This is a genomic window from Cephaloticoccus capnophilus, from assembly GCF_001580045.1.
Lineage (GTDB): Bacteria > Verrucomicrobiota > Verrucomicrobiia > Opitutales > Opitutaceae > Cephaloticoccus > Cephaloticoccus capnophilus.
Genome location: NZ_LSZP01000020.1, coordinates 23,785 through 37,872 on the forward strand (window position 1 = coordinate 23,785; position 14,088 = coordinate 37,872).

Consider the following 14,088-nt stretch of genomic DNA (forward strand, 5'->3'; position numbering starts at 1 on the left):
TATTAATGTAGATAGAAAGGTGTCTCTTGATAGAGAGCATAAAGGATCCGTCACTTTCAACTCTACGGAGAACGGAGGCTATCCTTCCTTAGACCTCAATGGTTATACTCTTTTTATTGACGGAAGGCTTTATTCTAATAGTTCGCGTGGGGCGAGCATAGTGGGCAGGGGAAGCATTACTTCGAATAACAGTACGATAGATATAGTCTTGGGGAAGGATAATGGGGACATTTTAGATCTAGAGTCTGCGATTAGAGATAATGGCCACAAGGTAGGACTTAGAATTTTCAGCGAAGGGCCAAGGACGTACGTGAGCATGTCAGGGGATGCATCCAATACGTTTACTGGCGATGTTGAACTATCAAATTCTTACTTGGACCTGTGGAAGAGCGGCGGGCTTGCAATTAAAGGGAATGTTTTTGTAAATAGTAATTCGCGGCTCACTTTTGACAGGAGCCACCAATTAAGTCGAAACTCTTTTGTTATATTAAACGAGGGGACACTTCATTTTGGTAATTGGGGAGGTGATGTTACTCAGAATTTTAAACAATTAACTGTAGATAACTCTGGTGTTGTGTCCTTCGGGCATGAGGATAGGCCTACTACTATAAAAAAACTTTACCTAGATGACTTGTGGGTTCGTTCCAGCGGAACGCTCACAGTTTTAGACTGGAAAGAAGGCCGTGACTTTATTTTAGTAAAGAAAACGAGCAAAAACGTAGAGGATGCCCTGAAGAAAATGAAATTTGAGGGCTATGATCCTAGTAAGATTCACCTCGAGGATTATAACAGTGAATATTGGATGATTAACGGCGCCCCTGAGCCGGCGACTTACGGGGCGGGCTTAATGTTAGGCGTACTCGGACTTGTCCGCTATCGGCGCCGGCAAAAACAGCGCTCGGCGCGCTTGGCTTCCTAGGGCCTGTTCCCGTTTTTTCCCACTACGCGTGGTGCGGCGGTCAGTGACCGCTTCCATTTAATTTGGGAATTGGCCCCGTCGCTTCGCGACAAAACCAATTCCCAAATTTGAAAGGATTCCCCCTCCAAGCTTGGGTTCCTTTTCACAGAGCCGCTTGGTTGCTGTGCGAATGCACGGCAACCAAGCGGCTCTGTAAATGGGTGCAGCGACACGCTGCCGCGCCACGCGCAGTGGAAAAAAACACTCAAAGTCGGGCGAGCAGGCGGCGGAGGCCTTCGAGTGGGGCGTCGGTGATGGGGTGTAGGGGGTGGGTGGGGCCGAGGGTTTCGGCGATTGTTTGTTGGGCGAGTGTGCTGCGCAAAATCGGGCCGCTTAGCCCGACGGGGATTGCGGCTGCTGTGGGGGCGTCTTTGGGTGGCGACTCTTTGCCAAAGAGTCGCTCGCTTACGGCTTTGGCGATTTGGGCGAGAGCGGAGACGGAGTCGCGGAGAATCGTGATTGCGGCGGCGTCGGCTTGGGCGGCGTGTTCGGTGACGAGTGGAGAGAGTTGGGCGAGGGCGGCTGGGGTGTTGTGGCTGCCGTCTTCGGCGTAGATTTCGCGTAGGAGGGAGTCGATGTGATGGGCTCGAATCGCCGCGCACACGGCGCGTCCGAGGGGGGAGGCGGTGGCCCAGCCTTGGGCTTCGCCCAGCGCGCGCTCGGCGGCGCGGCGGCCTAGGTCCTGCGCGCTTCCCGGGTCGCCGATGCGCCAGCCAAGGCCGCCGGCGTAGTGGGCTGTGCCGTCGGGGGCGCGTGCGGCGATGAAGGAGCCGGTGCCGCTGTGCAGGGCGAGGCCTGGGCCGCTGGCGGTCGCGAGTTCGAGGATGGGGATCGAGTCGTCGAAAGCGTGGACTTGGCCAAGCTGCGGTAAGCGTTGCGCGAGGGTTTTGGCAAAGTCCTGCCAGAAAAGCCGACTGCCTGCCATGCACAGGCAGCAGTGACTGATGGCGAGGGTGCTGCCGGTGCTTTGGATTAGCGCGTGGATGTTTTCCGCGATGAGTTGGGTGATCGTGTCGGCGTTGCCGAGGCTGGGGCTGGAGCCGGGAGCGCGGCGTTGGCCGAGGAGCTCTCCCTGCGCGTCGACGAGGATGAAGTCGGTTTTTGTGCCGCCGCCGTCGATGCCTAGGCGCAGGGAGTTTGGGGTAGTGGGGTTTTGGGGCATGGCGTTTGGGGGAGTGGGGTAAAAGGGGTAGTGCCCGGCTGTGTCGCCCGTGAGCGTTTAGGCGATCTGCTTGGAGAGGCGGTGTTTGTAGGGCTCGGCGACGCGGCGGTTGTGCTCGATGGCGCCAGGTAGGTTTTGACTGCGCAGCAGCGGTAGCGGGTGCCCGTGGGCCTGCATCCACGCGCAAGTTTCGAGCATGAGGAGGTTTAAGAGCATCGCACCGACGAGCGTGGAGCTGGGGCCTGACATTTCGCCGTTGCCTAGGGGCACGAGTGTATCGCCGGGGACACCGAGGTTATCGAGCGTCCAATCGGCGATTTCGTGGAGTCGTTTGCCGCTGGGGTGCACGGTGGGCGTGGTGCGCGACATGTGTTGCGAGCAGAGCCCGACGACATGCAGGCCTTTTTCTTTGGCGTAGAGAGCGACCTCGATGGGCGCGGAGTTTTTGCCCGAATTAGAAATGACGAGGAGCGTCTCTGCGGGGCGCAGTTCGTGGCGGCGGTCGTAGCGGGCGACGAGGGCGGTGCCGTAGCCAACTAGGTTTTCAATAAACCCTGCTGTCGGGTCGGGGATGCCGTTGATGCAGGCGAGCCCGCCTGCGCGACCGATGATTTCGCGTGCGAGTACCTCGCTGTGCCCGCTGCCAAACACATGGAGCATGCCCCCTGTGGCGAGTGAGTGTCCGATGACGGGGGCGACCGCGCTGATCGTGGCGCGGTTTTTGTCTCTCGCGGCGGCGATTAACTCGAGCGACTGCGCGTAAAATGCGTCGGCAGGGCTGGGCGAGGGAGCGGTGCCGGGCACTCGGAGGGGGGCTGAATGGGGCATTTTTTGGGAGTACGTAAAAGAGGTGCTTTGCTCCTTCTTGACGAGGAGAAATAAAGCCTCACGATGTCGCCTCTCTCGTTTAAAGAGACAATCGAAATACCCCAAACCCCACATACTGAATATTACGCCTCGTAATGGCCGCTCCTGGTTAAGGAGTAAAACGACACGGAAAGGATTATACTATGCTTTTATCGATGCAGTTATTTTCTGCGCATAAGTTTAAGAACTATGCGGAGTTTATCGCAGTTTTAGCCAAAATGGGTTACGATGCCGTCGAGGGTTATGGTGCAAATTTTGAGGATGTAAAAAGCACCCGCGCGGCGCTTGATAAAGCCGGTATACGGATGCCTACATTGCATATGGGGCTCCCGCTTCTGGAGGAAGACTTTGATAAAGGGGTCGGGATTTGCCGAGAGCTGGGCGTGGAGACGATCTATATCCCCGGCATTGCCGAGACGGATAAAATGACTGACGTGGCGGCGTGGACGGCGTTTGCGCAGCGTCTTGGTGAAGTTGGGAAGCGGGTGCAAGATGCGGGGCTTAACTACGGCTGGCACAACCACTGGGATGAAATGAAGGTCTTGGAAGATGGGCGGCGGATTATCGAAGTCCTGCTCGACTCTGCGCCTAATATCGAGTGGCAGTCGGATATTACTTGGGTGGCTGAGGGCGGGGCGGACCCGCTGGAGTTGACGGGACGTTATAGTAACCGCGTGACTGCGTTGCATTTCCGTGAGCTCGCGCAGAGCCCCACAGGGCCGGGCGCACTGGGCCGCCTACTCGCTTGGGATGCGTATTTCGCACCTGCGCGAAATTCTAAGATAAAAACAATCGTCGTGGAGCACGAAGCTCAGCCGACCGTGGAGAGTCTTTATGCATTCTCCAAAGAAATCGCCGATACGTATAAAACCTTAAAAAAGTAATCAGTCATGACTCAAGAGACTCGTATAGGAATAATGGGATGTGGAAACATCTCTAAGGCTTATCTCGAACTATCTGCGCGTTTTCGCGGTATAAAGATTGTTGCTGTGGCCGATGTCGTGGCGGCAGCCGCTGAGGCGCGTGCCAAAGAGTTTAATGTGCGTGCGTTGACACCTGAGGCGCTTTTGGCCGACCCGGAGCTTGATCTTATAGTAAACCTGACTGTGCCTGCGGCGCATTATGAAGTGACGCGCAAGGCACTGGAGGCGGGCAAACATGTGTTTTCTGAAAAGCCCTATGTATTGAGTGTTGAGGAGGGGAATAAGCTGCGTGCGCTCGCGAAAGAGAAGGGGCTAAGGCTCGGCTCGGCGCCCGACACGATATTGGGCGGGGCGCACCAGTACGCGCGGCACTTGGTCGATAAGGGCGAGGTGGGCCGGATTACTTCCGGTCTTTGCGGAGTGATGAGTCACGGCATGGAGTCGTGGCATCCGAACCCGGGCTTCTTCTTCTTGCCGGGCGGCGGGCCGATGCTCGACCTCGGGCCGTATTATGTGTCGAACTTGGTGCAACTGCTCGGGCCGGTGAAGCGGGTGGCCGCCTTTACCTCGGCGGCTACGCCGACGCGCGTCGTCACGGCTGAGCCGAACGCCGGGAAGATCATCCCCGTGGAGACGCCCACGAATATCCACGCGACGCTCGAATTTGCCCAAGGTGCGGTTATCACGCTCATCACCAGTTGGGATGTGTGGGAGCACGGCATGGAGCCGATGGCGCTCTTTGGCACCGAGGGCACGATTCACTTGCCCGACCCCAATAACTTTGGCGGCGAGATTCAGATGGCGCGGATTGCAGATTTCCCGGGCAAGCCTTCTTGGGAAATCAAGCCGACGCCTGTCGAGCAGTGGGATCACCCGTTCAGCGGCGAGGGGAATTTCCGTTGCGCAGGACTCACCGATATGGCGCACGCCATCGCCGAGGGCCGCCCGCATCGTTGTAATGCGGACTTCGCGCTGCATGTGGTGGATATTATGACCGGGATACTTCGTGCGGGCGACTCGGGGCGCGTCATCGACATGCAGACGACTTGCGAGCGCTTTGCGCCGCTCGGGCCCGACGAGGCGCGTGCGTTGCTGGCGTGATCGCGCTCTAGCGTGCCTGCTTTTGGGTCACTCTTTGGTGCGCGTCCACTGGGCGCGCCCAAAGATGCCGCAGGGCAGGGTCTTGCCGTCGGCTTGGATGGGCAGGCCGAGCTCGCCCGCGCTGATTGTGCAATCGGGCTGAGCTGCGAAGAGTTCGCCGAGGAGGTTCGCAAGGACGGTGGGGGAGAGTTGGGCGGTGTAGGCGTTGATCAGGAAAAAGAGCGGGGTGTCGCTGAGCAGCGCGCGGCACTCTTGGAGCAGCGGCCAGAGGTGGGTTTCGAGTTTCCACATTTGGCCACCGCTGCCGCGCCCGTAGCTGGGCGGGTCCATGATGATGGCGTCGTAGCGGCGGCCTCGGCGGTTTTCGCGGCGGACGAATTTGAGGCAATCGTCGCAGAGGTAGCGGATGGGCGCTTCGGCGAGCCCGCTAAGTGTGGCGTTTTCGCGCGCCCACTTGACCATGCCTTCGGCGGCATCGACGTGGGCGACTTCTGCGCCCGCCTTGGCGGCGGCGCAGGTCGCGGCGCCGGTGTAGGCGAAGAGGTTGAGGACGCGGGGGCGCGGGGCGCTGCCGTTTTTTGAAAGCGCAGCTTTGATCAGCGCGCTAGCCCACTCCCAGTTGACGGCTTGCTCGGGGAAGAGGCCGGTGTGTTTAAAGTTGGTGGGGCGGATTTTGAAGCGAAGCCCGAGCGGCGCGTAGGCGAGCGTCCAGCTTTCGGGGAGTTTTTGGCGGATCTCCCAGTGGCCACCGCCTTTGTCGCTGCGGTGGTAAATGGCGTGAGGGAGAGGCTCGCGGGCGTTTTCCGGCGGCGGCGAAAGCGGGGCACGCCCCCAGATAATTTGCGGGTCGGGGCGCAGGAGGGAGTAGGGGCCCCATTGCTCGCGTTTCATGCCGTCGGCGCAGTCGAGGAGTTGGTAGTCTTGCCAGTGATCGGCGGTTTGGATGGGGAGAGAGGCGGGTGAGGTCATGTGGTGGGCGGCGGGCGGTGGCTTAGGGCGTTTGGCGCGCGAAGGGCTTTGAGCATTTGGCTAACGAGTTCGGCGGGCGGCGGGGCGATGTCGAGCACGAGGGCATTTTCTTCGGGGCCGGGTTCTTCGAGGGCGTCGAGTTGGCTGTCGAGGAGAGCCGCCGGCATGAAGTGGTTCGTGCGGGCAGCGAGGCGGGTGGCGAGTAAATCGCGGCTGCCTCGTAGGTAGACTAGGTGCACGGCGTGCGGCGGGAGCCCGCAGAGGAGTCGCTGTCGGTAGCCTTTTTTGAGCGCGGAGCAGGCGAGGACTGTTGGGCGTGCTTCTGCGAGAGACTGGGCGAGGTGGTGGCGCAGCGCGGCGAGCCAAGGCGCGCGGTCGCTGTCGTCGAGCGGGTGGCCGGCCTGCATTTTGGCAATGTTGGCCGGGGAGTGGAAGTCGTCGGCATCCGCGAAGTGCCAGCCGAGCTCGCGAGCGAGTGCTTGACCGAGCGTGGTCTTGCCGCTGCCGGAGGCACCCATGAGCAGAATGATAGCGGGCCGCGTCATCTACGCTTAAAGTAATAGACTGCGGTGGCGAGGAGCCCGAGCGCGAAGGTCGGTGCGTTAATCCAGAGCTGGTGGAAGGGGATCGGCCAGTGGTGGCAGGCGTAGATGACCGCCGCGTGCTTGAGCGCGATGAGGATCCAGCAGTTTAGGATGAAGCGCCGGGTGCGGGGATTGTGCGGGCGCGCTCGGGTGGAGCGTGTGTTGACTTCGAGGACGAAGGGAGCGTCCGCGCTCGGTGGCGGCGGCGGGCGGGAGATGAGGCGTGCTAGGTTTGTAAACACAGTCGCAGACTGTTTGATTTTGCGGGCCGCCTGACGACGTGCACAGGACGGCTTCAGTCGCCAGGGCGGGCGCACGTGTCGCCGCTGTGAGCCGGCGTCAAATGCTGGGTGGTCCGTCGGGCTTTAGGTTTTGGCGGTGGCGGGCGGCTATCCGTTGTGTTGGCGGTCTGCTCGGGATTGCGTGTTGCGGGTGCAGTTACGGGCGAGCGTGCTGTGTGGCGGCTTCGGCATTAGCGTAGTGAGGTGCGGTATTTTAGTGGTTCGTGAGATTTGCGCTCCTGAGTATCTCGGGTTACCTGGTTAGCAAGATTGCCGATCGGCGGAACTTACTCCGTTGGGATGTATCTTTTGGAGGCCAAATCCCATGAAAACATTTGTTTCTCTACTCTGTCTCTCCCTGTTGGCCCTCGTGGGCTCGGGTTGCGAGAGTCTCGCTGTGAAAAATGCGGCCGCGGCTGAAGCGGCTGCCGCTAAGGTTGAGGTCGAGTTTGTGGATCCGGAAACCTTTACCGATGTGAAGGATGCGCTGGTCGCCACCGAGAAGGGCCGCGCTCACACTATCGAGGAAGTGCGCCAGTACTTGGTGGAGACCGCAGCGCGTTATGTGCCGGAAGGCCAGCACTTGAAAATTACGGTTGCCGATATCGATATGGCCGGAGACTACGAGTTTTGGGGGCGGACCGGGCACTCCGATATTCGGATTATCAAGGCCATTTATCCGCCGAGTATCGATTTGGCCTTTGTCCTGAGCGACGCGTCGGGCACGGTCCTTAAGGCGGGCGAGCGTAGGCTCCACGATCTCGCGTTTCAGATGCGTATCGACCTGCGCGATACCGATCGGCTGCGCTACGAAAAGGCGTTGATCGATGATTGGCTGCGCGACGAGTTCGGCCCGCCAATTAAGAGCTAGGCTCTGCTCCCGTTTTTTTCCACTGCGCGTGGGGCGGTGGCATGCTGCCACTCCCATTTAAATCACGATTTGGCTCGGTCGCTTCGCAACCGAACACAAATCGTGATTTTGAAATAAGCCCTCCGTTTCTGTCGCAACGCGACAGGGAGAGGAAAGTATCAGCGCCAAGGTAGAAATGAGGAGGGGGCTGTCTATTAAGCGGGGGTAAACGGAAGGCGGATGGATTTGGTTTAGGCGATACTGTACGAGTCGGAGCTTGGGCCGACTATGGCCTCTCTTTTTACCAAAACCCTTGTCAGCGCTGCACTGCTTTGCGCAGTCGCTGCGTCGCAGGCATTAGCAGAACTTACCCCCCCCCCCCCACCCAGAACATTAGTAATATTAATGTAGTTGGGAGGGTGTCTCTTTATAGCGACCATCACGGATCCGTTACTCTCGGAAATGGCTGGAGCCCGTATCCTCACTTAGATCTCAATGGTCATACTCTCTTTCTTGACGGAAAGCTTTATGTTAATAGTTGGAATGCGATCATATGGGGCAGGGGAAGCATTACTTCGAATAACAGTAAGATAGATATAGTTCTTAGAGGGGGAGCTAATGGATTCTTATTTTTAGAGCCTACGATTAGAGATAATGGCCACAAGGTAGGACTTAGAATTTCCAGCGAAGGAGAAAGGAAGCGAGTGATGCTTTCAAAGACTGAAGCCAATACCTTTACTGGCGATGTTGAAGTATCAAGATACTATCTTGGTTCTGAGGAAGCCGAACGGGGTTACTGCCATTCAAGGGAATGTTTTTGTAAATAGGGGTGGGCATCTCGATTTCGATACTAGCCACCAATTAGCTCGCAGCTCTGTTGTTACATTAAACGAGGGGGAGCTTTATCTTGGTAACTGGGGAGGTGACATTACTCAGAGTTTTAAACAGTTAATTGTAGATAACTCTGGTGTTTTGTACTTCGAGGGTGATGATGGTAGTTCTTCTATACACAAACTTTACCTAGATGATTTGTTGATTCATGCCAGCGGGGAGCTGATATTTAAACGCTGGAAAGAAGGCCGTGACTTTATTTTAGTAAAGAAAACGAGCGAAAACGTAGAGGATGCCCTGAAGAAAATGAAGTTTGAGGGCTATGACCCTAGTAAGATTCAACTAGCGGATTATAACAACGAATATTGGGAAGTTAAAGGTGCCCCTGAGCCCGCTACTTACGGTGCCGGCTTAATGTTAGGCGTACTCGGGCTTGTCCGCTATCGCCGGCGGCAAAACAGCCTTCGGTAGAAAGGAGTCCAAACTTGGAGGCGGGAGTTTACTGGTGATTTCCCCCACTTCGCCCAAACGGGTTATCACTCTACGCTCCCCTTCCTGTCGCAACGCGACAGGGGGAGTGCTTTCAAATTTGGGAATTGGTTTCGTCGCGAAGCGACGAGGCCAATTCCCAAATTAAATGGAAGCGGTCACTGACCGCCGCCCCACGCGCAGTGGTGGCTTAGATGACTTGCTCAATTTGGGAGACCTTACCGTCCTCGAAGACGACGCGCAGGCGCAGTTCGATGCGGTCGGAGTACACGTCAGCCATGATGGGCACGTAGATGGGGTAGTAGGTTTTGGCCACGGGGTTGTAGCGCAGGTAGCGGTGGTAGCCCACGTGTTGTACGCCGTGGTAGTCGCGGTGGTACGCGTTGTAGATCCAGACCTTTTTGCGTTCGGTGGCGGTGATATGGTCGCTGCGCGAGTCGGGGTTGCCGATAGCGAGGAAGACCATGTCGGCGGTGTAACCGATATCGATGATGCCAGCCCTGATTTTGGCTTGGGTATCGGCATCAAGGGACTCGAAAACACCGGGCCGCTGAGTGAGTCGTTTTTCGAAGGTGTTGCAGCCAACGAGGAGTCCGAGTGCGGCAAAGAGAAGGAGAAAGCGTAGTTTCTTCATGTTGTAAACGTGGGGGATATTGAATCGCTTGGCAAACGAACTCAGCGGCAGACTTTTAGCTAAGTCCAGTTATGAAAACACTGCGTGCGCCCCTCATCCCCGGTTTGGTTTCGGTCACTTTTCGCCAACTGGCTTTCGCGGAGATTATAGGCCTAGTCTGCCAAGCGGGTTTACGCACGATCGAGTGGGGCGGCGATGTGCATGTCCCGCATGGCGATTTGGCCCGAGCGCGTGAGGTGGCGGTACAGACGCGCGATGCGGGGCTTAGCGTGGCGGCTTACGGGAGCTATTACCGGGCGGCTCACAGTGCAGGGCTCCCCGCAGGGTCGCGTTTGGATTTTGCGCGCGTCCTTGAGACGGCGGTCGCACTTGGCGCACCTGTGATTCGTGTGTGGGCGGGTGTGGAGAGCTCAGCGGAGGCGAGCGTGGATACGAGGCGTCGTGTCGCCGCCGACTTGATGCGCATCGCCGAGCTCGCAGCCCAGGCAGGCCTGCGAGTGGCGACGGAGTTTCACGGTGGGACGCTCACGGATACCAATGAGTCGGCCCGAAGCCTGCTTTTCGAAGAGGCGGTGCATCCCAATCTCTACAGTTACTGGCAAGCGCCTACAGGGATGAGTGACGAGGATTGCCTCACAGGACTCGGCTGGCTCGGCCCGAAACTTTCGCATCTGCATGTTTTCAACTGGGTCTTGGGCGCGAGCGGCCAAGCGGAAGCCCTCCCTCTGGAGGAAGGCGAGGGGCCTACGCGTTGGCGGCGTTTCTTGGCCTCTGCTGCGGCGATTTTCGCAAAGTCGCAAGCAGGTGCGGCTGCCCCTGTGCCGAGCGTGCCGGCTGGAATGCTGGAGTTTGTGCCCGGGGGAAGTCCCGAGAGCTTTCTGCGCGAGGCGCGAACGCTGACTGCTTTACTTGGCGAATTATCTTAGTCGGCTTAGCGAAACTCGGGGAGGGCTGAGGCGGCTGCGTACCTGCGTTTAGGGGCTAAGTGTCTGCGCTGCGCAGGGTAGTTTTGCGTGCGAATGAAGTCGAGTACGCCTCCTTGCAGGGGACTGCGCAGAGTGCTTTTTCTCCTATTTTTATTTATGAGGCGTATTGCCGCCGCGCCCGCGCTGGGTATGCTTTCCCCCTCTCCAGTTAGACCTTCCCTTCCCCTAGGATTGTGGATGTAGTGGTTTTTTTATGACAGACTCTCCGCGGCACTTTACCCTCCGTAACAAGTCTACGTATACGATACCATTTATTACTTAGTAATTACTTCTTTTGGGTCAGTTAGTGCGAGCTGTATGCACTTTCCCCCGCAGATTTAGTACGGGTTCTTTTTCTACTAATTATTCATTCCACTGCCTTATGCCATCCAAGACGGTCATCATCGAAGACGAGACGGTTTTTCGCCAAATGCTTAGCCTTGCACTGAAAAAAGTGAGCGGCCTGCAGCTTGTTGGTGAATTTTCAGATGGCCGCTCGGGGCTCGACTTCTGTTTAGCGGAGAAACCGCAACTCCTCGTAGTCGACATGTACCTGCCCGAAGTACATGGTATGGAGATTGTTAAGGAGGTCCGTGCGCAATCGCCCGGGACGCGCATCCTCGTCCTCACGGGGCACCCCGATGGCGATCTGCCTGCTCGGCTCTTGCGTGCCGGTGTGCACGGGATGGTCGATAAGACTGCGCCGCTCAGCTACGTGCTCCAAGCTGTCGAGGCTGTCATGCGCGGCGGGATGTTTTTTGCGGCGAGCGTGCCCCCGATCCCGAATGCTGAGGACAAGCCCGAGCCGAGCTTTTACCGGATGCCGCACACGCAGCCGCCGCCGTCCGCGCCTTCGCTGGCTGCTGCGGCGACCCTCACACCGCGCGAGCTCGAAATCGTGGGGCTTGTGAGCGAGGGCTTCTCCTCCAAGGAAGTCGCTGGGCAGCTCAACTTGAGCGTGCGCACAGTCGAGAAACACCGCGCCAACGCGATGGAGAAGCTCGACGTGCACGACGTCGCCAGCCTGGTCCGCTACTGCATCAAGGCCGGCATCGTGACCCCTTAACGGGACTGGTTCAGCTCCCCGTCCTTTTTTCGGGCCGCTCATCTGGGCGGCCCGTTTTTTTGTGTGGAGCGCACTCTCGCGAAGAGGTTTGCAATGAGCGGTGAGTCTACGAATCTCGGCGGCTTCCTATGTTTAAGAAGCTAATCTCGGCAGTGCGCGGCGTGTTTACGCCAGCCAAGCCTGCTAGTAAGAAGAATCCATCCTCGGCGACCACGAGGCGTAAGTCTGCCAGCACAGAAAACCCGCGTCGCAATCCACGAGGCGAAAAGACACGTAAGACCGGGGGCGCGGCCGGCGAGCGCGGGAGTCGCGGCGCAGCGGGCGAGTCGAGAGAGGGCCGGGGCGGTGAAGGCAGCCGGGGCAAGCCACGCAGCGACTCGAAAGGTCGCTCGCGCAGTGAGCGCGCCAATCGTGCCGCGCCCAAGAAGCGAGTGGCGGACGATTTTGAGCATCCGCGTCGCGAGCCGATTAAGCCGGTGGTGCCGGTCGATGTCCCGAAGATGGACAGTGCGTTTTCCGCGCTCGGGCTTTGCGATGCCCTGGCCTACGCGGTGCAGGAAAAGGGCTACACGGAGCCCACGCCGATTCAGGCGCAGTCGATCCCCGTTATCCTCGAAGGCCGCGATTTAATCGGCTCGGCGCAGACGGGCACGGGCAAGACGGCGGCCTTTGCGCTGCCGATTATCCAAAAGCTCGGCGGCCACGGGCCGCTGCGCTGTCTGGTGCTGGAGCCGACCCGTGAGCTCGCGCTCCAAGTCGAGGAGGCGTTTCAGCACTACGCGAAGTTTACGGATTTGGCGGTGACGATTGTTTACGGCGGGGTGGGTTACGGAAAGCAGCTTGAGGATTTGCAACGCGGGGTGGATATCCTCGCCGCGACGCCGGGCCGCTTGCTCGACCATTTGGAGCAGGGGAACTGCTCGCTGGCGGATGTGGATATCCTCGTCCTCGACGAGGTGGATCGGATGCTCGACATGGGCTTTTTGCCCGACGTGAAGCGCATCGTGCAGCAGACGCCGAAGTCGCGCCAAACGCTGTTTTTCACGGCGACGGTGCCGCCCGAAATCGCGTCACTCGCAGGCTGGGCTCTGCGCGATCCGGTCCGCGTCGAGATTGGCCGCCAACGCTCACCCGCCGAAACGGTGGCGCACGCGTTTTACCCGGTCGTCGCGACGCAGAAATTTGAGCTACTGGAGCTGCTGCTGGAGCAGACGGAGTTTAAGAGTGTGATCGTGTTCACGCGCACGCGGATGGGCGCGGACCGGATCGCATCGCGGCTTCGGGAGAGCGGGCACACGGTGGGCGTGCTGCACTCCGACCGCAGCCAGCGCGAGCGCGTCGAGGCACTACAAGGGTTTAAGAGCGGCAAGTTCGAGGTGTTGGTTGCGACCGATATCGCGGCGCGCGGGCTCGACATCGCGGGCGTGTCACACGTCGTGAATTACGATGTGCCGGAGAACGCTGAGGACTACGTGCACCGGATTGGGCGCACCGGGCGTGCGCAGACCAGCGGCGATGCCTTTACGCTCGTGACGGAGGAGGACGTGCGCGACGCGCGCTCGATCGAGCGTTACATGGGGGTGGCGGTAGAACGCAAAAAAATCGACGGCTTCCCCTACATTTATTCTGCGCTCTTCGACGAAGGTGCGCAGGGCGGCGCGTCGCCGAAACCGGCGAGCCGACTGCATCGCGGTTTGCGGCGATAACTTTATGTCGCCGCAAGGCTCCTTCTTGCGGGAGCCCCTAGATTCTGCTGCGTTCTGCAGCGACCATGCAGCTAACTATCCCTGAAGGCGATTTTGCCGGCTTCATCTTCGATCTCGACGGCACGCTGGTAGACACGATGCCGCAGCACTACTGCGCGTGGCGCGATACGCTGCACGATTTCGGACTAAAAGAGGTGTTGGACGAGGCGCTTTTCTACGCGCAGGGCGGCTCGCCTACCGAGAAAGTCGTCCAAACGTTTAATGCACACTACGGCACGAGCTTCGACCCGATCACCGTGCGCGATGCTAAGGAGTTGCGCTTTGCCGAGATGATCCACGACACGGAGTTGATTGAGCCTGTCATCGCGTTTGCGCGGGCGCGGGCCGCCGAGGGCTGCCCGGTCAGTGTCGCTTCGGGCGGGTTGCGCCACATCGTCCGCGATACCTTGCAAGCGCACGGGCTGGCGGAGCTTTTCCCCGTGGTCGTGACGGTCGACGATGTCGCGCGCGGCAAACCGGCCCCCGATACCTTTCTGCTGGCTGCCGAGAAAATGGGTGTGCCGCCCGAGCGTTGCTTGGTTTTTGAAGACGCGGAGTTGGGCTTTCGTGCGGCGGAGGCTGCTGGCATGCGCTGGGTCGAGGTGCCGTCTGCACCGCGATTTGGCATGGGTTTCTCTGGCAACTCTTAGCGGTCTTCTCTGT

At 58.8% G+C, this 14,088-nt stretch carries 15 protein-coding genes; 9 read left to right on the plus strand and 6 right to left on the minus strand.

Annotated elements, in window-relative coordinates; genetic code table 11:
- Positions 1-19 precede the first annotated feature (19 nt).
- Complete coding sequence (locus AXK12_RS08805; protein ID WP_156468796.1) at positions 20-919, plus strand: hypothetical protein; 900 nt, start codon at positions 20-22, stop codon at positions 917-919.
- Between the two features lie 244 nt (positions 920-1,163).
- Here the strand turns inward: AXK12_RS08805 and AXK12_RS02250 are convergent, their stop codons facing one another.
- Positions 1,164-2,120 carry an N-acetylglucosamine kinase gene (locus AXK12_RS02250; RefSeq protein ID WP_068711149.1) on the minus strand — a complete coding sequence of 319 codons (957 nt, stop codon included), beginning with the start codon at positions 2,118-2,120 and terminating at the stop codon, positions 1,164-1,166.
- Positions 2,121-2,177: 57 nt separating this feature from the next.
- Positions 2,178-2,948, minus strand: coding sequence for a sugar isomerase domain-containing protein (locus AXK12_RS02255; protein ID WP_068711150.1), 771 nt, complete (start codon positions 2,946-2,948; stop codon positions 2,178-2,180).
- A gap of 194 nt (positions 2,949-3,142) precedes the next feature.
- On the opposite strand from AXK12_RS02255, the gene AXK12_RS02260 reads away from it, so the two are divergent.
- Both AXK12_RS02260 and AXK12_RS02265 read left to right on the plus strand, forming a co-directional pair.
- Positions 3,143-3,871: a sugar phosphate isomerase/epimerase family protein gene (locus tag AXK12_RS02260; protein ID WP_197456963.1), complete on the plus strand. Its 729-nt coding sequence runs from the start codon at positions 3,143-3,145 to the stop codon at positions 3,869-3,871.
- A gap of 6 nt (positions 3,872-3,877) precedes the next feature.
- Positions 3,878-5,011 (plus strand): Gfo/Idh/MocA family protein, encoded by a 1,134-nt coding sequence (locus AXK12_RS02265; protein WP_068711152.1) that lies wholly within the window; start codon positions 3,878-3,880, stop codon positions 5,009-5,011.
- A 27-nt stretch (positions 5,012-5,038) separates the two neighbouring features.
- On the opposite strand, the gene AXK12_RS02270 is transcribed toward AXK12_RS02265, so the two are convergent.
- Genes AXK12_RS02270 through AXK12_RS02280 form a run of 3 tightly spaced genes read right to left on the minus strand, consistent with a single transcriptional unit; the run spans position 5,039 to position 6,806 of the window.
- On the minus strand, positions 5,039-5,980 hold the full coding sequence (locus AXK12_RS02270; protein ID WP_068711153.1) for a class I SAM-dependent methyltransferase: 942 nt from the start codon (positions 5,978-5,980) through the stop codon (positions 5,039-5,041).
- Positions 5,977-6,525 carry a gluconokinase gene (locus AXK12_RS02275; RefSeq protein ID WP_068711154.1) on the minus strand — a complete coding sequence of 183 codons (549 nt, stop codon included), beginning with the start codon at positions 6,523-6,525 and terminating at the stop codon, positions 5,977-5,979. The genes AXK12_RS02270 and AXK12_RS02275 overlap by 4 nt, the downstream gene beginning before the upstream one ends.
- The gene (locus AXK12_RS02280) at positions 6,522-6,806 is read right to left on the minus strand and encodes a hypothetical protein (RefSeq protein WP_068711155.1); all 285 of its coding nucleotides are present in this window, start codon (positions 6,804-6,806) and stop codon (positions 6,522-6,524) included. Before AXK12_RS02280 ends, AXK12_RS02275 begins: the two co-directional genes overlap by 4 nt.
- A gap of 364 nt (positions 6,807-7,170) precedes the next feature.
- Between AXK12_RS02280 and AXK12_RS02285 the strand changes: the two genes are divergently transcribed.
- Both AXK12_RS02285 and AXK12_RS02290 read left to right on the plus strand, forming a co-directional pair.
- Positions 7,171-7,716, plus strand: a complete 546-nt coding sequence (locus AXK12_RS02285; protein ID WP_082782578.1) for a DUF3016 domain-containing protein — start codon at positions 7,171-7,173, stop codon at positions 7,714-7,716.
- 723 nt (positions 7,717-8,439) lie between these two features.
- Positions 8,440-8,997 carry a hypothetical protein gene (locus tag AXK12_RS02290; protein ID WP_068711156.1) on the plus strand — a complete coding sequence of 186 codons (558 nt, stop codon included), beginning with the start codon at positions 8,440-8,442 and terminating at the stop codon, positions 8,995-8,997.
- A 208-nt stretch (positions 8,998-9,205) separates the two neighbouring features.
- Here the strand turns inward: AXK12_RS02290 and AXK12_RS02295 are convergent, their stop codons facing one another.
- Entirely contained in the window at positions 9,206-9,649 is a 444-nt protein-coding gene (locus AXK12_RS02295) for a hypothetical protein (protein WP_068711157.1), read from the minus strand.
- A gap of 71 nt (positions 9,650-9,720) precedes the next feature.
- Here AXK12_RS02295 and AXK12_RS02300 point away from each other — a divergent pair, with 71 nt between their 5' ends.
- The 4 genes from AXK12_RS02300 (at position 9,721) to AXK12_RS02315 (ending at position 14,075) form a co-directional block, all read left to right on the plus strand.
- On the plus strand, positions 9,721-10,575 hold the full coding sequence (locus tag AXK12_RS02300; protein ID WP_068711158.1) for a sugar phosphate isomerase/epimerase family protein: 855 nt from the start codon (positions 9,721-9,723) through the stop codon (positions 10,573-10,575).
- Between the two features lie 421 nt (positions 10,576-10,996).
- Entirely contained in the window at positions 10,997-11,680 is a 684-nt protein-coding gene (locus AXK12_RS02305) for a response regulator (RefSeq protein ID WP_068711159.1), read from the plus strand.
- A 500-nt stretch (positions 11,681-12,180) separates the two neighbouring features.
- The gene (locus tag AXK12_RS02310; RefSeq protein WP_425479051.1) at positions 12,181-13,386 is read left to right on the plus strand and encodes a DEAD/DEAH box helicase; all 1,206 of its coding nucleotides are present in this window, start codon (positions 12,181-12,183) and stop codon (positions 13,384-13,386) included.
- Between the two features lie 65 nt (positions 13,387-13,451).
- The gene (locus tag AXK12_RS02315) at positions 13,452-14,075 is read left to right on the plus strand and encodes an HAD family hydrolase (RefSeq protein ID WP_068711161.1); all 624 of its coding nucleotides are present in this window, start codon (positions 13,452-13,454) and stop codon (positions 14,073-14,075) included.
- The last annotated feature ends 13 nt before the right edge of the window (positions 14,076-14,088 follow it).